This window comes from Pseudoduganella aquatica (genome assembly GCF_020865585.1).
GTDB lineage: Bacteria > Pseudomonadota > Gammaproteobacteria > Burkholderiales > Burkholderiaceae_D > Rugamonas > Rugamonas aquatica_A.
In genome coordinates this window covers 4282789-4309511 of the sequence record NZ_CP086370.1, presented here as the reverse complement: position 1 = coordinate 4309511, position 26723 = coordinate 4282789, and the positions used below count along the sequence as shown (strand labels likewise).

Genomic DNA, 26723 nt, shown 5'->3' with positions numbered 1-26723 from the left:
TACCCAATATACGGTTAAATGCCGAGCCGGATGGACCCAAACGAGCAAGTCTTGATAGTGGTCACTTGGCGCGGGCCGTTAGCCGGACGCGGCGTTGGCGCAAGGGCGCGGCTTTGTGGTCCAATAGCAGCTGGACCGGCGGGAGGGACGAGCATGGGATCATGGGAGGCACTGAGTGCGGCGGGCGCGCTGGCGGTAACCGGCGCGCTGGCAGGCGTTATTACGGCGGCGCTGACGGTGCAGCGCGCCTGGGGCCGGCTGCAATGCTGGTGCGTGCTGTTCGGCGCCGCGATGGCCCTGGTGGTGGCCAGCAAGCTGGCTTTCCTGGGCTGGGGACTGGGCGTGCCGGCGCTGCACTTTCGCGGCATCAGCGGCCACGCCGCGCGCGCGGCCGCCGTGTTTCCTGTGCTGGCCTGGCTGCTGCTGGGCCCCGGCCGCCGGCGCGGCGCGGCGGTCGCCGCCGGCGCGCTGCTGGGGATGCTGGTGGGCGTGGCGCGGGTGCAGGTGCATGCGCACTCGGCTTCGGAAGTGGTGGCCGGCTGCCTGCTCGGCTGGGGTGTGGCGGCCGGCTTCATCTGGCATGCGCGCTGCCGGGAGGCGCCGCAGCTGGGGCGGGCGACGGCGGTGCTGTGCCTGCCGCTGGTCTGCTTGCTGGCGAGCGCCGGGCCGGTGCCTACCCAGGTCTGGCTGCGCTCCGCAGCGCGCTACTTGTCCGGGCAGGAACACGCTGCCTTGCATGCGCCGGCCTGGCCCTCGCGGCCGGCATCAAAGCCGGCGGAGATGGTCAAGCCGCAGGCTAGACGGCCATCGGCGCGGTTAGCGGCGCGTGGTGCTGGTAGCCTTCCAGCGTGAAGTCGGACGGCTCGATCTTCTCCAGCCATTCAGGCTCGTACTTGCCGGTGACGGCGTAGTCCGGCACACGGTCGGAAATCACCAGCTTGGGCGCGGGGAAGGGCTCGCGCTTGAGCTGTTCCTGCACCATGTCCATATGGTTTTCGTAGATGTGCGCGTCGCCGATAAAGTAGGTGAACCAGCGCGGCGTATAGCCGGTCAGGCGGCCCACGATGGCCAGCAGCGCCGCGCCTTCGGCCAGGTTGAAGGGCGTGCCCAGGCCGATGTCGTTGCTGCGCACGTAGAGGCACAGCGAGATCTCCTTGGTGCTGGCGTTCGGAATGAACTGGTACAGCAGATGGCATGCCGGCAGCGCCACCTGGTCCAGCACGGACGGGTTCCAGCCGTGGAACAGGATGCGGCGGCTGCCCGGATTGTTAACGATGGTGTCGAGGCATTCGCGCAGCTGGTCGATGGCTTTGTACATCAGCACTTTGGCAACGCCGCCTTCTTCCAGCGGGGCGACCTGGCGGTAGCCTTGTTTCTGCGCGTCGGCGATCTGCGCGGTGGCGGACGCGTCGAGCAGCTTGTAGCCCGGCCATTCGCGCCACTGCACGCCGTACACGGGGCCGAGGTCGTCGGTGCCGGTGCGGTAGGGATTGTCCAGCCATTGCTGGTTTTCGTTGGCGTTCTGGTCCCACACCTTGCAGCCCAGCGCGCGGAAGTCGGCCGCGCTGCGCGAGGCGCGCAGGAAGGCGCACAATTCGCCCACCACGGATTTGAACGCGAGCTTCTTGGTCGTGACGGCCGGGAAGCCGTCTTTCAGCAGGTCGAAGCGCATCATGGCGCCTGGCATGCTGAGCGTGCGGATGCCGGTGCGGTTGTCTTGCCAGCTGCCGGTTTCCAGGACAGTGCGGATCAGATCAAGGTATTGCTGCATATGTTCTCCAACGTGGTGCGTATTAAAGGTGGTGCCTGCGGCGGTTTAGCGTTTCACGCTGCCACGGCCGGTTTTCCTGCTTGGCGCAATGGCTTGCGCGCGGCCTTCCGCGCGGGCCGCCGACTTGGCGCCGCGTCCGCCGGCGACGATCACGCTGCCTTTGGGCGCGGACGGTCCCTGCTGCGCCGCGCCGCGGCCACGGGCCTGGCCTCGGCCCGTCGTCTGGCCGCCGCCATGCGCTTCAGCCAGCGCGCGCAGGGCGGCCGCGTTGCTGCCGCGCGATCCTGGCGCCGGCATTTTCGGTGCGGCCGCCCGGCCGCCGGCGTTGCCGCCTGCACCTGCGCCAGCTTTGCCGCTGGCGCCCGTGCCGACCTGCGCGCCTGCACCGCGCGGTTTGCCCGCCGGGGCGCTGCCCGCCGCCTGCGCCGCCAGTGCAGCTTTGCCGCCCGCTGGCCCGGTGAATGGGCGTTTCTTCTTGCCCGTAGCAGCTTGCTTGGCGGCGGGTTTGGGTGTGCCGGTTTCGGGCACGCGGTGGTCCGCTTCAAAGCCGGGCTCCTCCTCGCGGCGCAGCACCTGCTTGGTCAGCTTCTCGATGGCGGCCAGCAGGTCCACCTCGTCCGCGCACACCAGCGAAATCGCCACGCCGTCGGCGCCCGCCCGGCCGGTGCGGCCAATACGGTGCACATAATCCTCGGCCACCGTGGGCAGGTCGAAATTGACCACCAGCGGCAGCGCCTCGATGTCCAGGCCGCGCGCGGCCACGTCGGTCGCCACCAGCAGCTGCACTTCGCCGGCCTTGAAGCGCTCCAACGCGCGCAGGCGGGCCGGCTGCGGCTTGTCGCCATGGATGGAATCGGTGCTGATGCCGTGCGCGGCCAGCGTCTTCACCAGCGCGTCCACGCCTTTGCGCGTCTTGACGAAGACCAGCACCTGGCCCCAGCGCTGCTTCTTGAACAGGTGCAGGAACAGTTCCGCCTTGTGCGCCTTGTCCGTGGTGATGATCCACTGCTTGACCGACTTGGCGGCGATATTGCGCGGGCTGGCCTGGATGGACAGCGGATCGTTCAGCAGGATCTCCGCCAGGCTGCGCACGTCCTCGGAATAGGTGGCCGAGAACATCAGCGTCTGGTGCTCGTCGGGCAGGGCCAGCAGGATGGCTTCCAGATCGTTCGCAAAGCCCAGGTCCAGCATGCGGTCCGCCTCATCCAGCACCAGCGACTCCAGCTGCTCGAACTGCACCGCGCCCTGGCGGAACAGGTCCAGCAGGCGGCCCGGCGTGGCCACCATCACGTCCAGGCCCTTGTTCAGCTTGGCGATCTGCGGCTCGATCGGCACGCCGCCGTAGGCCACGTGGCAGCGCATCGGAATATTGCGGCCGTAGCTGCGGAAGCTTTCGTACACCTGCTCGGCCAGTTCGCGCGTGGGCACCAGCACCAGGCAGCGCACCTGGTTGGGCTCCGCGCGCTCGCCCTCGCTAAGGCGCTGCAGCAGCGGGATGGCAAAACCGGCCGTCTTGCCGGTGCCGGTCTGCGCGGCGGCCATCAGGTCGCGGCCCGCCAGCACGGCGGGGATGGCTTGCTTCTGGACCGGGGTGGGCGTGGTGTAGCCTACCGTGTCCAGCATGCGCAGCAGGGGATCGATGAGGCCTAGGGATGCGAAAGTCATGGGAATCTTTATTGTTATTGGTCGGGAGCGGCCAGTTCGGCGCTCCACAGGGTAAGGATGTCGTGCAGGCGCTGGTCGCTGATGGCGAGCAGGTTGTCGCCCACATACCATTCGGTGGCGCTATGGCCCGGCAGCTGTGCGTGGCTGACGCGGTTGAACAGCCACACGCCATGCTGTTCGGCGAAGGCGTTGCGGATGGCGAGCGCGCGTTCGCGGCTCACGGGCATATGCAGGTGCAGCAGGTTGGCGTGCGGCCGGGACGGATTCGGCGTGAGCAGCGGGTGGCTGCGCAGCGTCTCGAACAGCGCCTCGGTGCGCTTGAAGTATTGCGGCATGGCGGCCAGGCGCGCGTCGAACTGCATGGCGGCGGCCACCACGTAAGGCGTGCGGTGGATGACGTTGCCGCCCTGGCGCTTGAACCACTCCTGCGCCTTGGCGACAAAGGCGGCGCCGCCCAGCAGCACCGCGCCGCCAAGACCGCCTATGCCTTTGTAGAGCGAAACGTAGACCGTGTCGAAGCCGGCGCAGATTTCGTGCAGCGGCTTGCCGTAGGCGGCTGCGGTTTCCCACAGGCGGGCGCCGTCCATGTGCAGGTGGATGCCGCGCGCGCGGCAGTAGTCCTTGATGGCTTGCAGCTCGGTCCAGCTTGGGCACTGGCCGCCGATTTCGCGCGCCGGCAGCTCCAGCGACACGGCGCCGATATGGTCGGGCAGGGCTTGCAGGTCGTCCAGCGTCCAGGGGCGGTTGGGATCGCCGATCTGTAAGGCCTGGAAATGACCCAGCAGCTGGTGGTTGCCGCGTTCGTGCTTGAAGATGTGGGCGGTGGGATGCAGCGCCGCCAGCGGACTGCCGCGTTCCATGCAGGCCAGGCGCAGCGCCGTCACCTGGGTCATGGTGCCGGTGATGCAGAAGGTGCCCGCCTCGAAGCCCAGCAAATCCGCCACCTTGCGCTCGAAGGACTGGATCAGCGGGCCTTCGCCGTAGGTGTCATGCGCCACGTCGTTGGCGGCGCACCAAGCGGCCATGGCGGCAAAAGTCTCCGCCGGCGCGGGCTGGCGATGGCCGGGCAATACGGTATGGCACATCTGGCGCAGTTCGGCGTCCGTCACGGGCAATCTCCTGAAAGAACGTGATTTTACAGGACTGGCGCAGGATCGCACGGCGAATAGTCCGGCGTGCAATGGAATGGGATATAATTGCCTAAAGCTAAATAATGTTATCAATAAGAAACTAAGGCAAAAGATGAACAAACTGATGAAGGCGCTCTTTGTGGTCGCCTTGCTGGCCTCCAGCGCGGCCCAGGCGGTGGTGGTGCGCGGCGCCGGTACCGGCGCGCTGATCGGCGGCGACCTGACGGACCCCGAGAACAACGGCAATCCGGAAGCGGATATCGGCTATAACGCCACTTTCCGCTCGTCGGTGGAGCCGGGCTTTGGCGGCGGCGAGTATGCCTTCAACGTGTTCGACAACCGCGTCGGCGGCGGCAACGACAAGTGGTGCTGCGACGGCGGCACGGTGTGGGTCGAGGCCAACTTCGGCAGCAAGCGCTACAACCTGACCAAGTTCACTGCCACATCCGGCAACGACGGCCCGGAACGCGATCCGGACATCTGGCAAATCCTGGGCTCGAACGACGGCATCAACTACACGCCCATCTTCAGCTATAACAACAACGGCGTGTCGGCATGGGGCTCGAATCGCCTGCAGGTCAATGAATACAGCAAGGCTGGCGGGGACTTTACCTCCAATGCCGCCTACAGCATCTTCCGCTACCAGGCCACGTCCACGGTCTATGAGGGCGGCATGCACCAGCTGAACGAACTGGAATTCTTCGGCACCGCCGTGCCGGAACCGGGGACGCTGGCATTGAGCGGACTGGGTTTGATGGCGCTGCTGCTGAGCCGCCGCAAAAAGCGCGCTTAAATCTCAAGCCAAAAAAAAAGCCGCATCATCATGCGGCTTTTTTTTTACGTCGCAGCGTGCACGCTGTGGACGTGGTGGAACTGCAGCGCCGCCAAGTTGGCGTAAATCCCGCCCAGCGCAACCAGCGATGCGTGCGTGCCGGTTTCCACGATCTTGCCGTCTTCCATGACGATGATGCGGTCCGCGCGCTGCACCGTTGCCAGGCGGTGCGCGATGATGACGGTGGTGCGGCCCTGCATGGCCGCTTCCAGCGCGCCTTGCACCAGGCGCTCCGATTCCGCGTCCAGCGCGCTGGTGGCTTCATCCAGCAGCAGTAGCGGGGGATTTTTCAGCAGCGCGCGCGCGATAGCGATGCGCTGGCGCTGGCCGCCGGACAGGCGTACGCCGCGCTCGCCCAGGAAGGACTGGTAGCCGTTCGGCAGGCGTTCGATGAACTCGTGCGCCGCCGCCAGCTTGGCGGCCTGGATCACTTCCGCGTCGGTGGCGCCGGCGCGGCCGTAGCGGATGTTTTCCATCGCGTCGGTCGAGAAGATCACCGTATCCTGCGGCACGATGCCGATGGCGTCGCGCAGCGTGTGCAGGTCGAGCTGGCGGATGTCCACGCCATCGAGCTTGATGGCGCCCAGCTGCGGGTCGTAGAAGCGCAGGAAGAGCTGGAATAGCGTGGTTTTGCCAGCGCCCGAAGGTCCCACCACGGCGACGGTCTCACCGGGCTTGATGTCCAGCGACAAGTGCGCCAGCGCGGCGGTGTCCGGACGCGAAGGGTAGTTGAAGGTGACGTCGGCCAGCGTCAGCGAGGCGCCGTTGGCGGCGCGCGGCGGCAGGGCGACCGGATGCGCGGGCGACTGGATCTGGGACTTGACCGACATCAGTTCCAGCAGGCGTTCGGTGGCGCCGGCCGCGCGCTGGGCTTCGCCCATCACTTCCGACAGGGCGCCGATGGCGCCGGCAACAATGGAGGCGTACAGGATGAACTGGCCCAGGTCGCCGCCGGTCATGGCGCCGTCCAGCACCGCGTGCGCGCCCAGCCACAGCACAAACACAATGGTGCCGAACACCAGCACGATGGCCAGCGCGGTCAGCATGGCGCGTGCGCGGATGCGCTTCATGGCGGTGACGAAGGCCCCTTCCACCGATGCGCCAAAGCGCTCGGTTTCAATCTTTTCATGCGTGAAGGCCTGCACGGTGGGCATGGCGTTCAGGATTTCGCCCGCCACGGCGGAGGCGTCCGCGATGCGGTCCTGCGAGTCGCGCGAGAGCTTGCGCACGCGGCGGCCGAACATCACGATGGGCAGCACCGTCAGGATCAGCAGGCCGATGATGATGGACGACAGCTTCACGCTGGTGACGAACAGCATGGCCAGGCCGCCAAGGAACAGCAGCACATTGCGCAGCGCCATGGAGATGCTGGTGCCCACCACCGCCTGGATCAGCGTGGTGTCGGTGGTGATGCGCGACAGCACCTCGCCGGTCTGCGTGGTTTCGAAGAATTCCGGGCTTTGCGTGACCACGTGGCGGTACACGGCGCTGCGGATGTCGGCCGTGACGCGTTCACCCAGCCAGGACACGGTGTAGAAGCGCGCCGCCGTCGCCAGCGCCAGGATGGTGGCCACGCCGAACAGCGCCAGGAACACCAGGTTTACATGCTGGATGCTGCGCACCCCGGCCGAGGCGCCGAAGCCCAGGTCTATCATCTGCTTGAAGGCGGCCGGTATGGCCAGGGTGGCGCCGGCGGCCACCACCAGCGCCACGCCGGCCATGGCGAACTGCGCGCGGTAGGGGCGCAGGAAAGGCATCAGGCCCTTGAAGGCGGCCAGGCTGCCTTTCTTCAGTTCGCGGGATTCGCTCGGTGTGGATGGCGCGGCGGCGGTGCTGGTCTTGCTGTTGATACTGTCGGTCATCGTATTGTTATTCGTAAGCGTATTCATAATTTCATGGGACTGGCGTAGCCCGTTAGCTCCAGGTAGCCGCGCCCCGCGCGCGCGCCGTCACGGTTCACCGTGGCCGCGCCTTCCCAGTACACCGCGCCCGTGCTGCGGCGCGAATCGAGCTCCTGGTCTTCCTGCAGGGGCGCAATCTGCCACAGCGTGCTGCCTGTGGCCAGCTGGGTGGCGACGGGATACTCGGCATTGGTGCGGGGCGAACGCCACCGCCGTTGCGGGGTAAAACTGACCTGGTCCGGCGAGTAATGCGTGATCTTACCGGATGCATCGCGCCATGTCGCGTGCGCCCATAGTTTAGCACCGGTTTTGCTGCGGATCTGGAAAGCCATCAGGGCGCCGCCGTCGTCGAGGTTGGCGCTCATCCAGTCCCAGCCCGCCGCGTCGGCGCCCAGCACCTGCTGCGACCATTCGTGGTCCAGCCAGGACACGCCGCTCACGGCCTGCGGCTTGCCCCCGCTGCGCGTGATGGCGCCGCTGGTCTTGAGCTGCGGTTCGCTGTAGTAGTAGCTGGCCTGCTGCGGGTCCGGGCCTTTGCGGGAATAGCCGTTTTCGCCCTGCAGCAGCACCGGCTGGGTGGGGGCGAGCGTGAGGTTCAGCGTGAAGCTGGCGGCGGCCAGCGTGACCTGGTACGTGCCGTCCGGGCTGCGCACCATGCGCCAGTCGTCCAGTTTCACGTCGGTGCCGCCAGCCCTGGCGTAGGCCAGGCCGAAGCCCTCGCGGGCGCTGCGCTGGTCGTGCAGCAGCTTGCCCTGGGCCGGGTCCGACAGGGCGGCGTGGCCGATGATGAGCTGCCGCGGCGCGAATCTGCTGGGGTTGGCGCTGTCCGCGCCGGTGGCGCGGCGGAAGAAAGTGACCTGGTAGCCGAGGTCCTTGCCGTCCGGCGTTTTCAGCCAGCCGGTGACGTACCACCATTCGGTCTGGTAGTCGGGATGGGCGCCGAAGGACTGGGGGAAGGGCAGCGCGGCGCCAGCGGGCAGGGGCGTGACCTCGGCATGGCGCGGCGGCCCGGCCAGCGCCGGCATGCCCATCATGGCGGCGAACATCAGCAGCGCGCGCAGCGCAATGGCCATCATCACCAGTCCTCCCGCACGGCGCGGATGGGCGCGCCGGACAGCGCTTGCCGGCCCGCCAGCAGCGCAGTCAGCGCGGCGGCGGTCAGCAGCGCGGCGGCCACGGTGCCCAGCAGCGGCCAGGGAAGATGCATCTGCATGGTCCAGTGGAAGGACTGCGGATTCACCACAAACACCAGCACCAGGCTGATGACCCAGCCCAGCGCCGCACCGGTGGCAATGCCCAGCCCCGTCAGCGCGCTGCCTTCCAGCGCCAGGATGGCAAGGATCTGCCTGCGCGTCACGCCGATATGGCGCAGCATGCCGAATTCCTTCGAGCGCGCCAGCGTCTGCGCCGAGAATGTGGCGGCCACGCCGAACAGGCCCACAATAATCGCTATAGCCTCCAGCAGATAAGTCACAGCGAAGCTGCGGTCGAATATCTTCAGGCTCATGGCGCGCAGCTCGGACAGCGCGCTCAGTTCCAGCGCGCCGCCGAAGGGCAGCGCCTTCAGGGCCGATTTAAGCTGCGCCATGTCCCCATCCTTTGCCAGCCACATGGCCGTGCTGTTGACATCCATATCGCCCGTGATGGCGCGGTAGTCCGCCAGCCGCATCTGCACCGCGCCCGAGGAACGGGCGTAGTCGCGCCACACGCCGGCCACGAAGAATTCATGCAGGCCGCCCTGCAGCGGCAGTTTGAGCAGGCTGCCCGCCGTCACGCCGTACAGGTCGGACATGGGCTCGGACACCCACACCGGCCGCCGCCCCTGGGGCACGGCCACGGTGGGGCCGGCCATGGCCAGAACCTTCTCGGCGTTTGCGGCATCGATATCGCGCGCCATCAGTAGTACGGGGGGGCGTTCCGGCGCCAGGCTCACGCCGCGCATGCGCAGGAAATCGACGCGGGCCACGCCGGGCAGGGCGCGCAGCTGCTCCTGTTCACGCAGGCCCAGCCCCGCCGTGCCGCCGCCGCTGGCGCTGCTGGCGTACAGGTCGGCCGGCAGGATTTGCAGCAGCCAGTCGTCCAGCGACACGCGGAAGCTGGACACCATGATGGCCATCGCCACCATCAGGCTGAAACTGGACAGCACGCCGCCCAGCGCAATGCCGGCCTGGCCGGAGGCGTTCGCCAGCCGCGCCAGCGTGAGCGCCAGCACGGGCGAGCTGTCCACGCGGCCCGCCGTGGCGGCGCTCCAGCGCGCGTGCAGGAAGCGGAACACCGTGGACGACAGGCGCGGCATCAGGGCGATGGCGCCCACCAGCATCAGCGCAATCGACAGATAGCCGAAGATGGGCAGCTCCCACAGCGGCGGCATTTGCGACAGCAGCGCCGCCAGCGCCAGGCAGGCCAGCCCCGGCGAGGCACGCGCCAGGCGCGCCATGGCGGTTTCCTCGCTGCCCGACTTCAGCGCCACCGCAGGCGTGGCGCGCGACGCCTCCACGGCGGGCGCCGCGCAGCCCAGCATGGCGACGCCCACGCCCAGCGCAAAGTAGACCAGCGCAGCGACGGGCGTAAACTGCACCTGCGGCTGCACCCCGGCGAAATAGCCCGCGCCCAGGTCGCCGCCGAAGAGGCTGAGCGCGGCGGCCGCCATGCCGTAGCCCGCCGCGATGCCGATCACCGAACCGGCCACGCCCAGCATCCAGCCTTCCAGCAGGATCTGGCGCAGCAGGCGGCCGCGTTCCATGCCCAGCACGCGCAGCAGCGCGAACTGGCTGCGCCGCCGCATGACCGACAGCGCCTGCGTGGAGAACACCAGGAAGGCGCCGGTGAACAGCGCCACCAGCGCCAGTACGCTCAGGTTCACGCGGTAGGCGCGGCTCATATTGTTGTTGCGGCTGTTCTGGTCTTCGTCGTTCGGGCTGCCGACGTGGAAGCGGCCAGGATATTGGCGCTCCAGGTCGCGCGCCAGCGCCGCTTTGAAGGCTTCGCGGTCCACGCCGCTGCGCAGCTTCAGGTCAACGCGCGACAGCTGGCCCAGGCGGTTCAAGCGCCATTGCAGCGCGCCGATGTCCATCACCCCCAGCCGCTGCCCGGCACGCACGCGCTGCAAGGGACCGGCCACGCGCAGCTGTACCGTCCGCGTGCCCGATTGCAGCGCCAGTACGCCGTCCTGCGGCTTGAGCCAGGCCTGGGCGGCGGGGGAGAGGAAGATGGCGTCGTCCGCCAGGGTGTCCGTCCGGTTCTCCGCTCCGGGCGCGCCCAGCAGGTCGGGCGTGACATGGCCGGCGCGGAACGGGTCCAGGCCGATAATCTGCAAGGCCGAGCGCTGGCCCGGCACCGAAGCATGCACGTCCAGCACGGGCGATGCCACCGCCACGCCATCGCGCTCGGCCAGCAGCGGGTAGATTTGTTCGTCGAAGGTGGCTTCGGCACCGCTCACCTGCACGTCGGCCTGGCCGGACAGGCTCTTGATGGCGGACGAGAATTCATTGAAGGCGGCCGCGTTGATCAGGTGGATGGCGAAGCCCAGCGATACGCCGATGGCGATGGCGGCAATGGCCGTGATGGCCCGCACCGGATGCGCGCGCCATTCGCCCAGCAGCAGCCAGCGCGACAGCCTGGCCCAGGAGCGGCGCAGCGCCGGGCCGGCGTCCTGCCGCGCAGCGTTCAACTGGAACACGCCAGCTTGACTTTGTCCGCAGCGCGCTGCGCCTTGATGCGGGCGCCTTCCTGGCGCTGGGGCTGGGCGCGGCGCAGGTCTTCGTCAGCCCATTTTTGGTCGAGCTTGGCCTTGTCGCATTTCTGGCGCCTTGCCGCTGCTGCGCGGTTGATCGCCGCGTCTTCCCGCTCGCTGGCCGCTTCGCGCTTGCGGCGTTCCTTTTCCAGCGCGGCTGCCTGCTTCTTCATGCCGGCCAGTTCGGCGGCGGCCGCCTTGTCCGGCGCCGGCGCGTCCGGCACGGCGATCACGCTGGCCGTGCCGCCCTGGCAGGGCAGTTCCGTGTATGTGACCTTGCCGTCCACCGTGCATTTGTGGACCGTCTGCGCTTGCGTGGCAGCAGAGCACAGCATCAGCAAGAGGGCGAAGGCGCGCGGTGTCATAGTATTTTCCCGGGGTTCATTATGCCCTGCGGGTCCAGCGCCGTTTTGATCGCGCGCATCAGGTTCAGTTCCAGCGGCGATTTGTAGCGCGCCAGTTCCTCGCGTTTCAGCGCGCCGATGCCGTGTTCGGCCGAAATCGAGCCGCTGAAGGCGGCCACGCTGTCGTGCACCACGCGGTTCACCGCATCCTGGTTCTCCAGGAAGGCTTCGTTCGAGATACCTGCCGGCGGCGCCACGTTGAAGTGCAGATTGCCGTCGCCCAGGTGGCCGAAGCACACCAGCTGGCAGCCGGGGAAAGCCTGCTGCAGCAGTGGCGCGGTGCGTTCGATAAAGGCCGGAATGCTCGATACCGGCAGCGAGATATCGTGCTTGATGTTCTTGCCCGCCTTGGCCTGGGCCAGCGGGATATGCTCGCGCAGCTGCCACAGCCTGAGCGACTGCGCCACCGAGGCCGCCACGACCGCATCCTTGATGGCGCCTTGTTCCAGCGCCGCGCCTATCGCCCGCTCCAGCAGGCCGACGCCGTGCGCCTCCGATTCGCTGCTGGACAGTTCCAGCAGCACGAATTGACCATGGGACGGTCCATGCTGCGCGTCGCTGAAAGGGCGCGGCAGCTGCGGGAACTGCGTGGCCACCAGCTCCAGGCAGAAGGCGGACATCAGCTCGAAGCCGGTCAGGCTGGCGCCGCAATAGTCCTGCATCAGCGCCAGCAGGCGCAGCGCATCGGACGGGGACTCCATGGCGGCCAGCGCGGTGACGCTGGCTTTCGGCTGCGGATACAGCTTCAGCACGGCGCCGGTGATGATGCCCAGCGTGCCTTCGGCGCCGATATACAGGTCGCGCAGGTCGTAGCCGGTATTGTCCTTGCGCAGGCCGCGCAGGCCGTTCCAGATGTCGCCCTGCGGCGTCACCACCTCCAATCCCAGGCACAGCTCGCGCGCGTTGCCGTAGCGGAGCACGGCGGTGCCGCCCGCGTTGCTGGACAGGTTGCCGCCTATGGTGCAGCTGCCTTCGGACGCCAGCGACAGGGGGAACAGGCAGTCATGCGCCGCTGCCTCGTCCTGTATCTGCTGCAGGATGCAGCCCGCGTCCACGGTCATGGTGCGGTTCAGCGCATCGGTTTCGCGGATGCTGTTCAGGCGCGCCAGCGACAGCACCACGGCCGCGCCGCTGCCGTCCGGCACACCGCCCAGCACCAGGCCCGTATTGCCGCCTTGCGGCACCATCGGAATCGACCAGCGCGCGCAGGCGCGCACCACGTCCGCCACCTGCTGCACGCTGCCGGGACGCAGCACGGCCATGGCCAGGCCGGTGTGGCGGCCGCGCCAGTCGGTCAGGAAGGGCGCCATATCGGCGGCCGAGGTGTAGACGTGGCTATCGCCCAGCACTATCCGGCAGTGGGCCAGGAAGGCATGGCGCATGGCGGAGGACAGCACGGTCATTTCGCCGAATTGACCCGGTTGACCTTGTCCAGCAGGTCTTTGGTAAGCTGCTTGGCAGCTTTTTTATAGGGCCGCACATACATCACGGCGCAGATGAAGTAGACCGTCACGATCAGGGCCTCGCCCCAGCCCAGCCAGGCGGACAGCGTGCCGATGTCGCTCCAGCCGCGCACCACGCCCTCGGTGAAGTACAGCAGTATCACCATCGAAGTCCATTGCAGCGTGTAGACGTCGCGCTTGATGATGCCGGCCAGCGGGAACAGCAGCGGCGCGGCCTTGAGCGCGAGCCAGGAGCCGCCCGGCTTGAGCGGCGCCAGCCACACTTCCCAGGCGATGCACCAAAGGATGAGCAGCATCATGCTGGCGATGGCGCCCCGGTGGAAGAATTTTTGCGACTTGGTTTCCATCATGTCCCCTGCAGCTTGCGGGCTGTTTCTGCCAGCCGGCGGCCCTGCGCCGTGGCCAGGCGTTTTTCATCTTCCGTCAAGGGCTTGTTGCCGTCAAGGCCGGACCAGTGGGTGGGGCCGTAAGGCGAACCGCCGCTTTCTGTGGTCATCAGTTCGGCGTGGGTGTAGGGCAGGCCCATGACCAGCATGCCGTGGTGGAGCAGGGGGATCATCATGGTCAGCAGCGTTGACTCCTGGCCGCCGTGCAGGCTGCCGGTGGAGGTGAACACGCAGGCCGGCTTGCCCGCCAGGGAGCCGGACAGCCACTCGGCCGAGGTGCCGTCCCAGAAGTACTTCATGGCCGAGGCCATGTTGCCGAAGCGGGTGGGCGAACCCAGTGCCAGCGCCGCGCACTCGCGCAGGTCCTCCAGTTCAACATAGGGCGCCCCTTCCGACGGCACCGCCGGCGCGCTGGCCTCGGCCACGGTGGACACCGCCGGCACCGTCCGCAGCCGCGCTTCGCAGCCCGGCACCGCGTCGATGCCCTGGGCAATCAGCTCCGCCAGTTTGCGCGTTGCGCCGTGGCGCGAATAGTACAAGACGAGAATAATCAGATCGGGTGTGCTCATCCTGGTATTTTATGCGAGTTTAGCCCGTGGGCTAGCATAAGAATTATCAGCTGCCTCCAGCGATATTTTGAGGACGTCCGAAGCCCACTGATTCAAGCTCTTGCCGTCCGCGGCAGCGGCCAGTGCTGCAGCTTCGTGGACAGCCGGGTCTACACGAAGAACAAATTTGCCTGAAAAGCTCTTGAACGGTTCTATGCCCCGTTCTTTGCATGTCCGCAGGAATACGGCGAGTGAAATAGAACCCTCGCGCTGCAGTCCCGCTACGTCTGGCGCGTAAAAGTCTGCGCCTCCATTCAGTCCGATAAATTCGCCCCTAAAGAGTTCAATCTCGGGATCGTATGCAATGACAGCCTGCTGGCCATCGATTTTCATAATGTTATTCATGGTTTCACTCCGTTTTCTTCAAGCCACTTCCGGATGGATGCAACAGCACCTTTGTCGATGTCCGGGGAAGGATGCGGCCGATGCAGTACTTTCACCTGCCCAAAAAGACACACGGCTACACGTGAGCCTTCGGCCTCGGAAATATCTGCCCCGCGTGCCTCAAGTAATGCAACAGCATCCAGCCACTTGACACCGGCCGGTGTAGGCCTGGAAAAGATCAGCTGCAATGTCCTTTGGTGTTTTGCTTTCATAGCTAATGGTACTAAAAAATAGTACTGCTCGCAAATCTCGCAAGGCAAGTTGGCCGGCGGCCATAGCGGCTGCCTAAGTAATTGATTTGTAGGTAAAAAGTGTCGAAAACATGAAACATTGGTATCATAGGGCGCTTTGGCGTCCGGCGGACTTGCCGCGTGCCTGCAACAAGTGCATTTTCAACACAGGATTCAATGTTTTCCAAGTATATCTACCCGTTTTTGCAGTACATTTTCCGCACCTGTAACGTCGGCGTGGCGGTGCTGCGCGCCTTGTCGTGGCACGAGATCCGCGACATGTTTTTGTTCGCCCGCCGCCGCCTGAGGGAGGAGAGCCTGCAGCAAGTGGCCGGCAGCCTCACGTTCACCACGGTGTTCGCGCTGGTGCCGCTGCTGACCATCGCGCTGGCCATCTTCACCACCTTCCCCATGTTCACCACTTTGCGCAAGGCGCTGGAGGTGTATTTTGCGCAAAGCGTGATGCCCAAGCAGATCGCCACGCCCATCCTGAACAACCTCACCATGTTCGCGGCCAAGGCTACCCGCCTGTCCGCCGTGGGCGCGGTGGCGCTGGTGGTGACGTCGGTGGCCATGATGGGCATGATAGAGCGCGTGTTCAACCGCATCTGGCGCGTGAAGGCCGAGCGCAGCTGGACCCGCCGCATCCTGGTGTACTGGGCCATCCTCACCCTGGGGCCGGTGCTGGTGGGCGTGTCGCTCAGCATGTCGACCCACGTCTACATCGCCACCAGCGACCTGGTGGGGGACTTGCCGGTGCTGGGCGCGCTGCTCTACACCACGCTGTCGGTGCTGGCCACCACGGCCGGCTTCACGTTGATGTACGTGGTGGTGCCGAACCGCCAGGTGGACTGGCGCGACGCGCTGTGGGGCGGCTTGATGGCGGCGCTGTTCTTCGAGCTGGCCAAGCGCGGCTTCGCGGTCTTCATCACGCAGTTCCCGACCTATTCGCGCATCTACGGCGCACTGGCGGCGCTGCCGCTGTTCCTGCTGTGGATCTACCTGTCCTGGATGATTACGCTGGTGGGCGCGCTGTTCACGGCGGCGCTGCCGGTGGTGAAATACGAGCGCTGGTGGCACGAAGCGGTGCCGGGCGGCGAGTTTGTCGATGCGATGGCCATCCTCAAGGTGCTGCACGTGGCCGGCCATTGCGCCGATACTGCGCTGGTGAACTCCGCGGCCATCCGCCAGTTCACGCGCATGGGCTACGACGAAATGGATGCGCTGCTCGAGCGCATGCAGCAGCAGGGCTGGGTGGGCAAGGTCAAGGCCGATGCGCCGTCGCGCGTGCAGTGGGGCAAACGCGTCAGCGAGGGCGCGGACAACTGGGTGCTGCTGGCCAACCCCGAGCGCCTGACCCTGGCCGATGTGTACCGCGTGTTTGTGTTTGGCGGCGTGGCCGTCAACAGCGGCGTGCCGGACGACGAGGAGGACGAGCGTGACCGCCAGGCCGCGCGCGATGCCGCCAGCCTGGCGCGCCAGGTGGAGGAATCCGTCGAGAAGGGATTGGGGCGGACGCTGGCCGAGCACTTCGGCCCGCTGGATTGCCGCTGAAACTGCCGCTGGAAAAACTTAGTGGGTCTTGCGTTTTTCTTGCTGTACCAGGATGAAGGGGCTGACCACGCTGGCCCACAGGCTGGCGCCGGTGTCCAGCCAGTGCTGGGCTTGCTCGTCGGAGACTTTGGCGATCAGGCCGGCCGCCATCCATTGGGTGATGCTGGCCTTGTCGTCGTGCGAAATGCGCACGGCCACATCGACCAGGTCCAGCTCGTCGGCGATCCACACCACCGTGCCGGAGGCAAAGTGCTTGATCAGCTCGGACCACGGCAAGCGCGCCGTTTCACGGTTGATCTTGTCGCGCAGTTCGGTGTCTTTTTCAGGTTTGGTTTGCATAGTGAAGCTCATAGGGTGGAGATGCGCGGTTGCGGCGCTCCCTGCCATGTTAACCGATAGGCCGCTCCTTTGCGAACATTGCCCACCAGGGCCGGCCTGAAACAGGCCAGATTGGTGCCGCCGGGGCGCCGCACGCTGGGGAAAATCACGCCGGTCGAGCCCTCGTCCAGCAGCCGTTCCGCCAGCCGCTGCGACTGCACATAGCTGGCCGGGTCCAGGCAGTTGGCATAGTCTCCGCTGCCGCGCAGGTCGTGAAACGGGGCGGTGAAGTCGGCCAGCATGCACTGGTAGCTCACGCTGTCGTGGAAATAATCGATCTCGGCGTACTCCACCGTCTTGTGAAACGTGATTTCAGCCAGCGCCGTGTCGATGTCGAAGGCGCAGTACCACGCGCCGCGCTCGCCGTCGTTGAAGCGGCTACCCTCGGGACGCGCGTAGGTAAAGGCGGCGTTGACGATGCGGTAGTTCGGCACCCGGAACACCAGCTCGTCTATGCCTATGCCGGGCGCGCCGCCGTGCTCGGCGATCAGGCGCGCATTGGTGGCGTTGTCCAGATCGAACAGGTCAAGCAGCTCGGCGTCGCTGCCGGCCAGCGGGGCCAGCACGGAGTCCTCCACGTCGGCAAAGCGCGACTGGATCAGGCGGCAGGTATCGAACTGGCGCAGCTGTGCCAGCGGTGGCAGGGGCGCCGCCATCAAAGCCCGCCGCGCCGCGCATCGACCAGCTTGCGCACCGTCTGCATGGCCAGCAGGCCGCCGCCCAGCATATAGGCCAGCGGCGTGCGGCCGCCGAAGATGATGTTCTTGTTGGGCAGCGTCACCCAGCGGTCGGCCAGCTCGTCGCCGTACAGGATGTGCAGCGACTTGTAGATGCCCACCAGATAGGAAATGCGCGTGATGCGGTCCACTTCCAATACGCGTTCCGGTTTCTTCTTCCAGTCGTAATAGCTGCTGCTGGACAGGCCGCCCAGCAGTTCGCGGGCGTCCTCGTCGCGCACCGACCAGGCTTCCACCAAGCGGAAAAAGGCGGCCAGCGCGGACTTGGACAGGCGCTCGCGTTCTTCGCGCGCGTTCAGGTCGACCGGAACGGCGGGTTCAAAGCGGCTGCGGGGGTAGCTCAGTGCGGTTTGCATAAATCCTCCGTTTCTGGATTATTTATACTCCGATTTCACTGAAAGTGCAATTTCGAAAATTTCGATAGTAGACCGGCAATTTTTCCGTTTTTCTTTTCAATCCAGCAGGTTCATACTTCATTTCATCGGCACTGCACACACTGCAGACATTCGAAAAAACTGATTCATAACCTAAAGGAACTATCATGCCTATCGCCAAAGCCCAACCAGGTAAAGAACTGCTGAACGCCAACGACCACACCCTGATCATGATAGATCACCAGTCCCAGATGTCCTTCGCCACCAAGTCCATCGACATCAATGTGCTGCGCAACAATGCGGCGCTGGTTGCCAAGGCGGCGCGCGAATTCAAGGTGCCGACCATCCTCACCACGGTGGCAGCGAAAAGTTTCTCCGGCCCCATTTTCGACGAAATCCAGTCCGTATTCCCCGAGCAGCAGCCTATCGACCGCACCAGCATGAATACCTGGGAGGACCAGCGCATTGCCGACCGCGTCAACGAAATCGGCCGTGGCCGCATCGTGCTGGCGGGCTTGTGGACCTCGGTGTGCATCGTCGGCCCCGCACTGTCGGCGCTGGACCAGGGTTTTGAAGTGTATGTGATTGCCGACGCCTCCGGCGACGTGAGCGACGAAGCGCATGAGCGCGCCATGCAGCGCATGATACAGGCCGGCGCCAAGCCCATCACTTCGCTGCAATACCTGCTGGAACTGCAGCGCGACTGGGCGCGCGGCGAAACCTACGATGAAACCGTGGCCACCTCGATCGCGCACGGCGGTGGCTATGGCCTGGGCCTGATCTACGCCAAGTCCATGTTCAACGCTTCCGAAGGCCATTAAACCGGCGTAGTATCGAAGGCTCGCCGACCCTGTGAGGAGTATCGATGAGCCTTCGACAAATTGCCGCCTTGCCGGCGCTGGCCTTGTGTTTCGGGCTGGCGCCCGCAGCCGCGTGCGCGGCGCCTTCCAACGCCGAGCTGGTGCAGCAGGTTGCGGACACGGAACGCGCTTTCGCCGCCACCATGCGCCAGCGCGACCTGGCCGCCTTCACCAGCTTCCTCTCCGACGAAACCGTGTTCTACTCCGGCCCCACGCCCTTGCGCGGCAAGGAGCAGGTGGCGGCTTTCTGGAAGAAGTTTTACGACGGCAAGGAAGCCCCGTTTTCCTGGGAGCCGGACCAAGTGGACGTGACCGATTCCGGCACGCTGGCCCATTCCTCCGGGCCGGTGTACGACGCCAGGGGCAAGCTGTTTGCCCGCTTCAACTCGGTTTGGCGCCAGGAGGCGCCGGGCAAGTGGCGCATTGTGTTCGACAAGGGGCAGGATCTCTGCGACTGCAAGAAGTAGGGGGGCAGTGTAGGACGCCGCCCCGCCGTGCCCGTGTGGGTGCGGCGACGCACAGAGCCGGTCCAGGCAGTAGGCAATCATGGGGCCATTCGATCAGGAGGCCCACCATGTACTCATCTATTGCACGCCATTCACTGCTTTGCCTGGTACGCGCCGCAGCCTTCGCAGCCACCCTGGGCGCCGCGCATGCGCAGGAGCAGCCGGCCGAGCCGGCAGCCCTTCCAGGCGCCGAGGCGGTGGTGCAGCCGCAAGTCCGGCCGCACGGCATCACGCGCATTTCGCTGGCGCCCGGTGAGCTGCCGGTGGCACGTCCGCAGCAGGCTTACGCTGCACAGCAGCGGGCTCCGCAGCGCCAGATGGAACGCGACGCCATAACGTTGCGCGCCGCCCGCGTTGCCATGCAGCTCAATGACGCCAGCCACCATCAGCAAAAGCTGGCCTCGCGTTAATCCCTCTCAGAATCCATAGCTGGCGTACACCGCCGCCGTGGGTGATGTCGTGCGCCGCGTCAGCGGGCTATTCGCCGCGTCGCGCAACAGGCCGCTCACGCCCAGCATGCCGGTGACGGCCCAGCGTTCGTCCACCTTGTGCTGCCAGCTCATCGCCACGTCGGCCTGATACATACCCGCCTTCGGTTTGTAGACCTTGTAGCCCGACTTGAGCGCCTGCTGCGCGCTGACGCCGTAGTAGGTCTGCGCATACTTCTTGTCCGCCATTTCAAATCCCAGGCTCAGCGTGACCGTGTTGCCCGCGTCCTTGAACAGCGTGCCGGTCAGGCCTGCGCCATAGGTGCCGCCGGTTTCGCGCGCGCTCAGCGCCTGCGCCGTATGCAGATTCACAGTGAGGCCCTCAAAGATGGCATAGCCCGCGCTCAGGTTGGCCGTGGCGCTGCCTTTCACGTCGCCCATGCCGCGCAGGTATTTGCTGGCCTTGCCACCGAAGGGCAGCTCGCCGTTCTCCTTGCGCGGCGCGCGGAAGCCCAGCGCCGCGCTGTAGCTGAAGGGACCGGCGGATCCGCCGTAGCCCAGGCCGCGCATGGTACTGGCGTAGAAGCCGCTGGCAGTGGAATAGTCCAGCAGCAGCATGGGCAAGGCCATGTTTTCGTCCGAGCCGGAGTAGCGCGGCGCCAGCGCGGCTCCGCCGCCTATGGTCAGGACGGCATCGCTGCCGGCGAAAGCGCCGCCGCTCAGCAGGACGAACAGCGAGGGAGCCAGTTTCAGCGTGAATATCGATTTGCAGGTCTTCATCAGGTTTCCAATGTTGTGATTGAGTTGGGAAGGCCTGCAGTGTGCTGCGCGGGCATGAAGCAAATCTGAGCCTTTCATGAAGATTCCATGAAGACAATGCTTTAGCTGATCTTAAGATCGCCATGCTCTAATAGAGGCATGAAAATACTGCTGATAGAAGACGACCTGGACCTGGGCAACGGCGTGCGAATAGCACTGGCGGACCAGGGCATGGAGGTGGTGTGGACGCGCCAGCTTGAAGACGCCGCGCGCCACCTGGACGCCGGCGGCTGCGACCTGGTGCTGCTGGACCTGGGTTTGCCGGACGGCGACGGAATCTCCCTGCTGAGCCGCTTGCGGCGGGAGCGGCGCGACTTGCCGGTCCTGATACTGAGTGCGCGCGACGCGCTGAGCGACCGCCTGCGCGGCCTCGATTCCGGCGCGGACGACTACCTGGTGAAGCCCTTCGAACTGGCCGAGCTGCTGTCGCGGGTGCGCGCGCTGGCCCGCCGCAGCTATGGCTTCGACGGTGAAACGCTGGAACTGCGCGGACTGGAACTGCATGCGCCCACGCGCCGCGTGAGCGTGGCGGACAAGCCCGTGGACCTGACCGCCAGCGAATACGAGCTGCTGAAAATGCTGCTGATGCGCGCCGGCCGCGTGGTGACGCGCCGCATGCTGGAGGAACAGGCTTTGCCCGGCGCGCAGGCCAACGCCAGCAACTCGCTGGACGTGCACATGGCCAATCTGCGCCGCAAGATAGGGGAAGGCTATGTGCGCACCGTGCGCGGCGTGGGCTATGTTATCGACGTGAAGGCGCCGGGCGCGGCGGGGCCGGCATGATCGGCGCCGCAGCCGGCGCCGCCGCGCCATGGTGGCGCCGCATATGGGTCGCCATCGTGCAGCCCAGCCTGGTGCGCCGCCTGATGGTGGCCCAGATGGCGCTGCTGACCCTGTTGTGGACCATATTTCTCGGCTATATCAGCTACGAGATCGGCCACGACCAGGAATTGCTGCGCGAAGACCACATTTACCACACCATCCTGGCCGTGGCGGACGACCTGGCGGACCACCCGGACCGCCAGGCCCGCAGCCTGAAACTGATCGACCTGTCGCTGAGCAAAGGCTACGGCAGCGGCGATCCCAAGCTGTCGCCGTCTCTGGTGCTGATACAGGGCGGGCGCGAGATTTTCCGTTCGCCGCATGCGCCGGCGATCGATGTCAGCCATCTGCCGCTGTACCGCACGGAACTGGTGAGCCTGGGCGACCGCAAATGGCGGTTGCGCAGCGTGCAGGCCGAGGGCAGCGGCACCCGCGCGGTGATGATGGTGCCGGCCGGCGGCTGGTATATCTTCGTCACCATCAGCATGCGCGGCTACTACCTGTTGCCTTTGCTGATCAACCTGCCGTTCCTGCTGCTGCCCGCCTGGCTGTCCATCCGTCTGGCCTTGCGGCCTTGGAGCAGCGTTGCGCGCGAAGTGGCGGCGCGCGGTCCGCATGCGCTTACGCCGCTGGTCTACACCTCGCGCCACCGCGAGCTGGTGGCCATGGTGGACAGCATCAACGCGCTGATGCAGCGCGTGGCGGAAAGCGCGCAGCGCGAGCGCAGCTTTATTGCCGACGCGGCGCACGAGCTGCGTACCCCGCTGGCGGCCATGCGCGTGAACGTGGAGGCGCTGCACAGCCAGGCGGTGGACGAACGCGAACGGCAGCTGCTCACAGGTATCCTGAGCAGCGGCAACCGGGCCACGCGCCTGGTCGGCCAGTTGCTGATGCTGATGCGCAGCGAAGCCACGGACGCGGGGCAGGATGCGCAGGAACGCGTGCCGCTCGACGAACTGCTGCAGGACAGGCTGGCCGTGCTGTCCGGCCTGGCCGCCGCGCGCGGCGTGGAGCTGGAACTGGCGGCCGCGCAGGCGGTGGCGGTGCAGGGCCAGCGCGAGAGCCTGATTTCGCTGGTGGACAATCTGGTGGAAAACGCCATCAAGTACGGTCCGGACGGCGGCACCGTGCGGGTGGGGCTGGCGCTGGAGCGCGGCGCGGAGGGCGCGCCGGCGATGGCGCTGCTGACGGTGGAGGACCAGGGGCCGGGCATTCCGCTGTCGCTGCGGCAGCGCGTGTTCGACCGCTTTTTCCGCGATCCTGCGCAAACCCAAAGCGGCAGCGGCCTGGGCCTGGCGATCGCGCAGGCGGCCGCTGCCCGGCACGGCGGCCGGATTGCACTGCTGGACGGGGAAGGCGGCGGCCTGCTGGTGGAAGTGAGATTGCCGCTGGCGGCTTGAACTTGCGCTGGGGTCAGCGCTTTTGGCGGGAGTTCATCTTGTCGATCAGCTTGGCCAGGTCGTCCTGCATGGTGGCGGACATGTTCAGGAACTGGCAGCCGATCTGCACCTGCTCGCCGAGCAGGAAGGAGCGGTAGGTGCGCGACAGGCGGATTTCCAGGTCGGCGATAATCACCGCGTCCGGCCCCAGCTCCAGGCGCACGCGCTGCAGTTTGCGGCCCACGTGCAGGCCCTGCGAGTCACGCGGTGCGCAGCGCATGCCCACACCGCCTTGCGAAAAGTCGTATAACTGCAACTCGTAAGGCTTGCCGTTCAGGACAAACGAGGCCGTGAAGTACACCCCCAGCGGCGTTTCCAGCCGCGCCGTGGCGCGCCGGTTCAGCACCTGGCAGCGCTCGGGAAACTCCAGCGGGATCAGGTGCGGCTGCTCGGGCAGCGAATTCCAGGCCGGGCCGGGCAGGGTAAACTGGATTTTGGCGCTGCGCAGCCAGGCCACAAACGTGGCGCCGCCGGGGGGAATGGTTTCGCCCTCGTTCAGCTCCAGCACGAAATGCGGCTGGTCCGGCGACACCGACAGGATGCGCGCCATCACCACTTCCGTACTCATGGCCGGGTAGACGGAGACCGCGTCGCCGTTTTCCGCCAGTACGGTCAGCGAATCGCCGATGTCGTCGACATCCGTTATTTCGTGCGGCTTGGAGCCCGCAGCAATGGGCTCGACCGCGTCTTGCAGCGCGGGTGGGCCTTTACGGAAGTCGTTAGGAATTGGATCATTCACAGCAGCAAGTCTCTATAAGGGCGGTTCACCGGCCGGTCCCGGTAGTTTACAAGCATATCAGGACTTTGGCTTGCCAAATAGCAAGGAAATATAGCGTACACGGCACGTTGTGGTTAAAATTGCTCGTCAGCCTTCAGATAGCGCCACTGGCCTTCCGGCAAGTTGCCCAGCTTGACCTTGCCGATGCGCACACGCTTCAGTCCGACTACGCGCAGCCCTACCATATCGCACATGCGGCGGATCTGGCGCTTTTTACCTTCGCGCAGGGTGAAACTGAGCTGGTCGTCATTCTGCCAGCGCACTTTGGCCGGCAGCAGGGGCTTGCCGTCCATCCATAGGCCGTGATTCAGCTTCTTCAGGTCCGCGTCCGGCAGCTTGCCTTCCTTGGTGTACTGTACCCGCACCAGGTATTCCTTGTCGACGCTGGTATGTTCGCCGATCAGGGTCTTGGCCACGCGGCCGTCCTGTGTCAGCACCAGCAGGCCGACCGAATCGATGTCCAGGCGGCCGGCGGGGACCAGGCTGCGCAACTGGGTGGGATGGAAATTCTCGGGCGCGTCGCACTCGGCCCAGCGGTTCTCCGGCTTGATCAGCGCCACGGCGGGCGTGTAGCCGTCCTCAGCCTGTCCGCTGACGTAGCCGACAGGCTTGTTGATCAGGATGGTGACGCGCTTGGACTGCTCGGCGGCAGCCTGGCGCTCGACGGTGACGCGCTGGCTCGGATAGATCTTGGTGCCCAGTTCGGACACCACCTGGCCGTCCACGCGCACCCAGCCGCGCGCGATCCATTCATCGGCTTCGCGGCGGGAGCACAGGCCCAGTTCGGACATGCGTTTGGACAGGCGTAAGAGTTCTTCAGACATTGTTCTTGTTTCGTTCGTTGTTGGCGGGTTACGCTGCGCTAACCCGCCCTACGGAATTATTATTTGCTCATTGTAGGGCGGGTTAGGCGCAGCCGTAACCCGCCATGGTTTTAAACCTTGAGCGCTTCCAGTAAATCGGTTTCCAGCTGGAGCTGGTTGCGTGCGTTGTTGAGCGCGGCGCCATCGACGAGGAACACGTCCTCGACCCGCTCGCCCAAGGTCATCACCTTGGCCGTGTGCAGGTTGATGCGGTATCTGGTCAGCACATTGGCGATCGAATACAGCAAGCCGGTGCGGTCGTTGGCCGCCACCGACAGCAGGTAGTACTGGCCCCGTTCGTCCGGCCGCAGGTCCACGGTCGGCTGGATGGGGAAGGTGCGCGACAGGCGCGACAGGCGGCCCTTGGTGGGCGACGGCAGTTCGGCCTGCGACTGCAGCAGCTCGCACAGCTCGTGTTCGATCAGGCTGATGATATCGCGGTAGCTCTTGGCGAAGTTCTGCTCCGTCACCAGGAAGGTGTCCAGCGCGTAGCCGTGGCGCGTGGTGTGGATCTTGGCGTCCAGGATGCTGAAGTTCTTGCGGTCGAAATAGCTGCAGATGCGCGCGAACAGGTCGGGCTGGTCCTGCACATACACGGCCACCTGCAGGCCTTCGCCTATCGGCGCCAAACGGCATTTCACCACCGGCTTGGCGCTGTCCAGGCGGTCGTACAGGGCGCGGGTCTGCCAGGCGATGTCGGACGCGTCGTGGCGCAGGAAGTAGGCCATGTCGAGCTGCTTCCACAGCGGCTCGTGCGCGTCCGGCGGCAGGCCGTACAGGCGCAGCGTGGCCAGCGCTTCCTGCTGGCGGTTCTTCAGTTCGCGGTCGGCCGAATGCGGCTCGCCGCCCAGCACGCGCAGCGTGATGCGGTACAGGTCTTCCAGCAGCTTGGCCTTCCAGGCGTTCCACACTTTCGGGCTGGTGCCGCGGATGTCGGACACGGTCAGCAGGTAGAGCGCGGTCAGGTGGCGTTCGTCCTTCACCAGCTTGGCGAAGGCTTCGATCACGTCCGGGTCCGACAGGTCCTGCTTCTGCGCCACCTGCGACATGGTCAGGTGCTGCTCCACCAGGAAGGTCACCAGTTCGGTGTCCTCGGCGCTCATGCCGTGGTCCTGGCAGAACTGCGCGGCGTCGGCCACGCCCAGCTTGGAGTGGTCGCCGCCCCGGCCCTTGGCGATGTCGTGGAACAGCGCCGCCACGTACAGCAGCCAGTGGTTGGGGAAGTTCGCCATCAGCTGGCTGCAGAACGGGTATTCGTGCGCATGCTCGGTCATCGTGAAGCGGCGCATATTGCGCACCACCATCAGGATGTGCTGGTCCACCGTGTAGACGTGGAACAGGTCGTGCTGCATCTGGCCCACGATCTTGCGGAAGTTGGGCAGGTAGCGGCCCAGCAGCGACTGCTCGTTCATGCGCCGCAGCGCGTGCAACATGCCCACCGGCGCCTGCAGGATGCGCAGGAAGTAGGCGCGGTTGACCGGATCGTGGCGGAAGGCCGCATCGATCTTGAAGCGTTCGTGCCACAGCGCGCGCGTGGTGCGGGCCGTCATGCCTTTCAGGGCAGGGCGCTCGGTCATCAGCACGAACACTTCCAGCATGGCCGACGGCGTTTTTTCAAACGTGTCGTCCGCCACCATGTCGATAAAGCCGTTCACTTCGTTGAAGCGGGCGTTGATGGGCGTGGGCTCGCAGGGCTGCGGGAACAGGCGTGCCTCGATGTTCTGCAGCAGGATGGAATTGAGCTGGGTCACCGTCTTGGCGGCCCAATAGTAGCGCTGCATCAGGAACTCGCTGGCGCGGCGCATGTTCGGGCCGCTGCCTTGCGTGGTCAGGCCCAGCGTTTCGGCGATGGCGGTCTGCACGTCGAACACCAGGCGGTCCTCGCGGCGGCCGGCGTGCAGGTGCAGGCGCACGCGGATGTCCTTGAAGGCGCGCTCCTTTTCCATCAGCTGCTTCGCTTCGGTCTGGGTGATGAAGCCGCCGGTGGCCAGCGTGCGCCAGGAACTGGCCAGGCCCGCCGCCTTCACCATCCACAGGATCACCTGCAGGTCGCGCAGGCCGCCGGGGCTTTCCTTGCAGTTGGGCTCCAGGCTGAAGGGCGTGTCCTCGTACTTGGCGTGGCGCTGCTTCATTTCCAGCATCTTCGCGTGGAAGAAGGCTTGCGGGTCCATCTGCGCGTTGTAGCGCGTTTGCATTTCCTCGAACAGCGCCTGGTTGCCGCACACCAGGCGCGATTCCAGCAAGCTGGTTTGCACCGTGATGTCGGCCTGCGACTCGCTCATGCACTCGTCCACCGTGCGGATGCTGGAACCGATTTCCAGGCCCAGGTCCCACAGCAGCTGCACCAGCTCTTCCAGGCGGGCGCGGGTGTCCGCGTCCGGCGCCTGGTGCAGCAGGATCAGCAGGTCGACGTCGGAATAAGGGAAAAGCTCGCCGCGCCCGAAGCCGCCCACCGCCACCAGCGCGGATTCGGGCGGCAGCGCCGCTTCCTGCCATGCCGTTGACAGCACGCCGTCGACCACCTGGCGCAGGTTGCGCAGCAGTTTCTCGGGCATGCCGTCCTCGCGGAAACCGGCGATGACGGTCTGGCGGCCAGATTTGAGCTGGCTTTTCAGCTGCTCACGCAGCTCCTTCTTCATGGCGGCAGCGGGCATGCTG

27 protein-coding genes are annotated in these 26723 nt (G+C 65.8%); 8 read left to right on the top strand and 19 right to left on the bottom strand.

What is annotated here, in order from left to right:
* The first annotated feature begins 153 nt into the window (after positions 1-153).
* Positions 154-852, top strand: a complete 699-nt coding sequence (locus KT882_RS19165) for a phosphatase PAP2 family protein (RefSeq protein ID WP_228893055.1) — start codon at positions 154-156, stop codon at positions 850-852.
* Here KT882_RS19165 and KT882_RS19160 read toward each other — a convergent pair.
* From KT882_RS19160 to KT882_RS19150, 3 genes are read right to left on the bottom strand one after another with little or no spacing between them, the layout of a single operon-like run.
* On the bottom strand, positions 797-1771 hold the full coding sequence (locus KT882_RS19160) for a thymidylate synthase (RefSeq protein ID WP_228893054.1): 975 nt from the start codon (positions 1769-1771) through the stop codon (positions 797-799). The two genes, KT882_RS19165 and KT882_RS19160, sit on opposite strands and share 56 nt — an antisense overlap.
* Before the next feature lie 45 nt (positions 1772-1816).
* Entirely contained in the window at positions 1817-3436 is a 1620-nt protein-coding gene (locus KT882_RS19155) for a DEAD/DEAH box helicase (protein WP_228893053.1), read from the bottom strand.
* Positions 3437-3450: 14 nt separating this feature from the next.
* Positions 3451-4545, bottom strand: a complete 1095-nt coding sequence (locus tag KT882_RS19150) for a threonine aldolase family protein (protein ID WP_228893052.1) — start codon at positions 4543-4545, stop codon at positions 3451-3453.
* 133 nt (positions 4546-4678) lie between these two features.
* On the opposite strand from KT882_RS19150, the gene KT882_RS19145 reads away from it, so the two are divergent.
* Positions 4679-5359 carry a PEP-CTERM sorting domain-containing protein gene (locus KT882_RS19145; RefSeq protein WP_161073108.1) on the top strand — a complete coding sequence of 227 codons (681 nt, stop codon included), beginning with the start codon at positions 4679-4681 and terminating at the stop codon, positions 5357-5359.
* Positions 5360-5403: 44 nt separating this feature from the next.
* On the opposite strand, the gene KT882_RS19140 is transcribed toward KT882_RS19145, so the two are convergent.
* From KT882_RS19140 to KT882_RS19100, 9 genes are read right to left on the bottom strand one after another with little or no spacing between them, the layout of a single operon-like run.
* Positions 5404-7260 (bottom strand): ABC transporter transmembrane domain-containing protein, encoded by a 1857-nt coding sequence (locus KT882_RS19140; protein WP_161073109.1) that lies wholly within the window; start codon positions 7258-7260, stop codon positions 5404-5406.
* Positions 7261-7283: 23 nt separating this feature from the next.
* Positions 7284-8372, bottom strand: a complete 1089-nt coding sequence (locus KT882_RS19135; protein WP_228896714.1) for a lipocalin-like domain-containing protein — start codon at positions 8370-8372, stop codon at positions 7284-7286.
* Positions 8373-8374: 2 nt separating this feature from the next.
* Positions 8375-10969, bottom strand: a complete 2595-nt coding sequence (locus tag KT882_RS19130; RefSeq protein ID WP_228896712.1) for an ABC transporter permease — start codon at positions 10967-10969, stop codon at positions 8375-8377.
* On the bottom strand, positions 10966-11397 hold the full coding sequence (locus KT882_RS19125; RefSeq protein WP_161073110.1) for a DUF4124 domain-containing protein: 432 nt from the start codon (positions 11395-11397) through the stop codon (positions 10966-10968). The genes KT882_RS19130 and KT882_RS19125 overlap by 4 nt, the downstream gene beginning before the upstream one ends.
* Entirely contained in the window at positions 11394-12839 is a 1446-nt protein-coding gene (locus KT882_RS19120; RefSeq protein WP_228893051.1) for an FAD-binding oxidoreductase, read from the bottom strand. The genes KT882_RS19125 and KT882_RS19120 overlap by 4 nt, the downstream gene beginning before the upstream one ends.
* The gene (locus KT882_RS19115) at positions 12836-13246 is read right to left on the bottom strand and encodes a DUF2069 domain-containing protein (RefSeq protein ID WP_161073220.1); all 411 of its coding nucleotides are present in this window, start codon (positions 13244-13246) and stop codon (positions 12836-12838) included. Before KT882_RS19115 ends, KT882_RS19120 begins: the two co-directional genes overlap by 4 nt.
* On the bottom strand, positions 13246-13854 hold the full coding sequence (wrbA, locus tag KT882_RS19110; protein WP_161073111.1) for an NAD(P)H:quinone oxidoreductase: 609 nt from the start codon (positions 13852-13854) through the stop codon (positions 13246-13248). Before wrbA ends, KT882_RS19115 begins: the two co-directional genes overlap by 1 nt.
* A 9-nt stretch (positions 13855-13863) precedes the next feature.
* Entirely contained in the window at positions 13864-14238 is a 375-nt protein-coding gene (locus KT882_RS19105; RefSeq protein ID WP_161073112.1) for a type II toxin-antitoxin system HicB family antitoxin, read from the bottom strand.
* Positions 14235-14489, bottom strand: a complete 255-nt coding sequence (locus KT882_RS19100; protein ID WP_228893050.1) for a type II toxin-antitoxin system HicA family toxin — start codon at positions 14487-14489, stop codon at positions 14235-14237. The genes KT882_RS19105 and KT882_RS19100 overlap by 4 nt, the downstream gene beginning before the upstream one ends.
* 195 nt (positions 14490-14684) lie before the next feature.
* Here KT882_RS19100 and KT882_RS19095 point away from each other — a divergent pair, with 195 nt between their 5' ends.
* Positions 14685-16061, top strand: a complete 1377-nt coding sequence (locus KT882_RS19095; RefSeq protein WP_161073114.1) for a YihY family inner membrane protein — start codon at positions 14685-14687, stop codon at positions 16059-16061.
* An 18-nt stretch (positions 16062-16079) separates the two neighbouring features.
* Here KT882_RS19095 and KT882_RS19090 read toward each other — a convergent pair whose 3' ends face one another.
* From KT882_RS19090 to KT882_RS19080, 3 genes are read right to left on the bottom strand one after another with little or no spacing between them, the layout of a single operon-like run.
* The gene (locus tag KT882_RS19090) at positions 16080-16400 is read right to left on the bottom strand and encodes a DUF2288 domain-containing protein (RefSeq protein ID WP_161073115.1); all 321 of its coding nucleotides are present in this window, start codon (positions 16398-16400) and stop codon (positions 16080-16082) included.
* An 8-nt stretch (positions 16401-16408) separates the two neighbouring features.
* Positions 16409-17095, bottom strand: coding sequence for an RES family NAD+ phosphorylase (locus tag KT882_RS19085; protein ID WP_187358736.1), 687 nt, complete (start codon positions 17093-17095; stop codon positions 16409-16411).
* Positions 17095-17532: an MbcA/ParS/Xre antitoxin family protein gene (locus KT882_RS19080; RefSeq protein WP_161073117.1), complete on the bottom strand. Its 438-nt coding sequence runs from the start codon at positions 17530-17532 to the stop codon at positions 17095-17097. The genes KT882_RS19085 and KT882_RS19080 overlap by 1 nt, the downstream gene beginning before the upstream one ends.
* Before the next feature lie 185 nt (positions 17533-17717).
* On the opposite strand from KT882_RS19080, the gene KT882_RS19075 reads away from it, so the two are divergent.
* From KT882_RS19075 to KT882_RS19065, 3 genes are all read left to right on the top strand, one after another.
* Complete coding sequence (locus KT882_RS19075) at positions 17718-18371, top strand: hydrolase (protein WP_161073118.1); 654 nt, start codon at positions 17718-17720, stop codon at positions 18369-18371.
* A gap of 44 nt (positions 18372-18415) precedes the next feature.
* Positions 18416-18877 (top strand): YybH family protein, encoded by a 462-nt coding sequence (locus KT882_RS19070; protein ID WP_228893049.1) that lies wholly within the window; start codon positions 18416-18418, stop codon positions 18875-18877.
* A 107-nt stretch (positions 18878-18984) separates the two neighbouring features.
* Positions 18985-19326: a hypothetical protein gene (locus KT882_RS19065; RefSeq protein ID WP_228893048.1), complete on the top strand. Its 342-nt coding sequence runs from the start codon at positions 18985-18987 to the stop codon at positions 19324-19326.
* A gap of 6 nt (positions 19327-19332) precedes the next feature.
* Here KT882_RS19065 and KT882_RS19060 read toward each other — a convergent pair whose 3' ends face one another.
* Positions 19333-20124, bottom strand: coding sequence for a MipA/OmpV family protein (locus tag KT882_RS19060; RefSeq protein WP_228893047.1), 792 nt, complete (start codon positions 20122-20124; stop codon positions 19333-19335).
* Positions 20125-20262: 138 nt separating this feature from the next.
* Here KT882_RS19060 and KT882_RS19055 point away from each other — a divergent pair, with 138 nt between their 5' ends.
* Both KT882_RS19055 and KT882_RS19050 read left to right on the top strand, forming a co-directional pair.
* Positions 20263-20946, top strand: a complete 684-nt coding sequence (locus KT882_RS19055) for a response regulator (RefSeq protein ID WP_228893046.1) — start codon at positions 20263-20265, stop codon at positions 20944-20946.
* A complete protein-coding gene (locus KT882_RS19050; protein WP_228893045.1) occupies positions 20943-22385 on the top strand; it encodes an ATP-binding protein in 1443 nt (480 codons plus the stop codon). Before KT882_RS19055 ends, KT882_RS19050 begins: the two co-directional genes overlap by 4 nt.
* 13 nt (positions 22386-22398) lie before the next feature.
* On the opposite strand, the gene KT882_RS19045 is transcribed toward KT882_RS19050, so the two are convergent.
* The 3 genes from KT882_RS19045 to KT882_RS19035 all read right to left on the bottom strand — a co-directional run bounded on the left by KT882_RS19045 (position 22399) and on the right by KT882_RS19035 (position 26719).
* On the bottom strand, positions 22399-23163 hold the full coding sequence (locus KT882_RS19045) for a flagellar brake protein (protein WP_321170271.1): 765 nt from the start codon (positions 23161-23163) through the stop codon (positions 22399-22401).
* Positions 23164-23276: 113 nt separating this feature from the next.
* Entirely contained in the window at positions 23277-24026 is a 750-nt protein-coding gene (locus tag KT882_RS19040; protein ID WP_187358737.1) for a pseudouridine synthase, read from the bottom strand.
* A gap of 110 nt (positions 24027-24136) precedes the next feature.
* The gene (locus tag KT882_RS19035) at positions 24137-26719 is read right to left on the bottom strand and encodes a [protein-PII] uridylyltransferase (RefSeq protein ID WP_228893044.1); all 2583 of its coding nucleotides are present in this window, start codon (positions 26717-26719) and stop codon (positions 24137-24139) included.
* Positions 26720-26723: the final 4 nt, after the last annotated feature.

What these genes read in the sequence shown, in the direction of transcription:
- KT882_RS19095 (WP_161073114.1), top strand. Translation starts at nt 14,685, where the DNA reads ATGTTTTCCAAGTATATCTACCCGTTTTTGCAGTACATTTTCCGCACC.
- KT882_RS19075 (WP_161073118.1), top strand. Translation starts at nt 17,718, where the DNA reads ATGCCTATCGCCAAAGCCCAACCAGGTAAAGAACTGCTGAACGCCAAC.
- wrbA (WP_161073111.1), bottom strand. Translation starts at nt 13,854, where the DNA reads ATGAGCACACCCGATCTGATTATTCTCGTCTTGTACTATTCGCGCCAC.
- KT882_RS19080 (WP_161073117.1), bottom strand. Translation starts at nt 17,532, where the DNA reads ATGCAAACCGCACTGAGCTACCCCCGCAGCCGCTTTGAACCCGCCGTT.
- KT882_RS19060 (WP_228893047.1), bottom strand. Translation starts at nt 20,124, where the DNA reads ATGAAGACCTGCAAATCGATATTCACGCTGAAACTGGCTCCCTCGCTG.
- KT882_RS19165 (WP_228893055.1), top strand. Translation starts at nt 154, where the DNA reads ATGGGATCATGGGAGGCACTGAGTGCGGCGGGCGCGCTGGCGGTAACC.
- KT882_RS19040 (WP_187358737.1), bottom strand. Translation starts at nt 24,026, where the DNA reads ATGTCTGAAGAACTCTTACGCCTGTCCAAACGCATGTCCGAACTGGGC.
- KT882_RS19070 (WP_228893049.1), top strand. Translation starts at nt 18,416, where the DNA reads ATGAGCCTTCGACAAATTGCCGCCTTGCCGGCGCTGGCCTTGTGTTTC.
- KT882_RS19120 (WP_228893051.1), bottom strand. Translation starts at nt 12,839, where the DNA reads ATGACCGTGCTGTCCTCCGCCATGCGCCATGCCTTCCTGGCCCACTGC.
- KT882_RS19065 (WP_228893048.1), top strand. Translation starts at nt 18,985, where the DNA reads ATGTACTCATCTATTGCACGCCATTCACTGCTTTGCCTGGTACGCGCC.
- KT882_RS19105 (WP_161073112.1), bottom strand. Translation starts at nt 14,238, where the DNA reads ATGAATAACATTATGAAAATCGATGGCCAGCAGGCTGTCATTGCATAC.
- KT882_RS19135 (WP_228896714.1), bottom strand. Translation starts at nt 8,372, where the DNA reads ATGGCCATTGCGCTGCGCGCGCTGCTGATGTTCGCCGCCATGATGGGC.
- KT882_RS19050 (WP_228893045.1), top strand. Translation starts at nt 20,943, where the DNA reads ATGATCGGCGCCGCAGCCGGCGCCGCCGCGCCATGGTGGCGCCGCATA.
- KT882_RS19055 (WP_228893046.1), top strand. Translation starts at nt 20,263, where the DNA reads ATGAAAATACTGCTGATAGAAGACGACCTGGACCTGGGCAACGGCGTG.
- KT882_RS19035 (WP_228893044.1), bottom strand. Translation starts at nt 26,719, where the DNA reads ATGCCCGCTGCCGCCATGAAGAAGGAGCTGCGTGAGCAGCTGAAAAGC.
- KT882_RS19125 (WP_161073110.1), bottom strand. Translation starts at nt 11,397, where the DNA reads ATGACACCGCGCGCCTTCGCCCTCTTGCTGATGCTGTGCTCTGCTGCC.
- KT882_RS19160 (WP_228893054.1), bottom strand. Translation starts at nt 1,771, where the DNA reads ATGCAGCAATACCTTGATCTGATCCGCACTGTCCTGGAAACCGGCAGC.
- KT882_RS19085 (WP_187358736.1), bottom strand. Translation starts at nt 17,095, where the DNA reads ATGGCGGCGCCCCTGCCACCGCTGGCACAGCTGCGCCAGTTCGATACC.
- KT882_RS19140 (WP_161073109.1), bottom strand. Translation starts at nt 7,260, where the DNA reads ATGACCGACAGTATCAACAGCAAGACCAGCACCGCCGCCGCGCCATCC.
- KT882_RS19100 (WP_228893050.1), bottom strand. Translation starts at nt 14,489, where the DNA reads ATGAAAGCAAAACACCAAAGGACATTGCAGCTGATCTTTTCCAGGCCT.
- KT882_RS19090 (WP_161073115.1), bottom strand. Translation starts at nt 16,400, where the DNA reads ATGCAAACCAAACCTGAAAAAGACACCGAACTGCGCGACAAGATCAAC.
- KT882_RS19115 (WP_161073220.1), bottom strand. Translation starts at nt 13,246, where the DNA reads ATGGAAACCAAGTCGCAAAAATTCTTCCACCGGGGCGCCATCGCCAGC.
- KT882_RS19145 (WP_161073108.1), top strand. Translation starts at nt 4,679, where the DNA reads ATGAACAAACTGATGAAGGCGCTCTTTGTGGTCGCCTTGCTGGCCTCC.
- KT882_RS19155 (WP_228893053.1), bottom strand. Translation starts at nt 3,436, where the DNA reads ATGACTTTCGCATCCCTAGGCCTCATCGATCCCCTGCTGCGCATGCTG.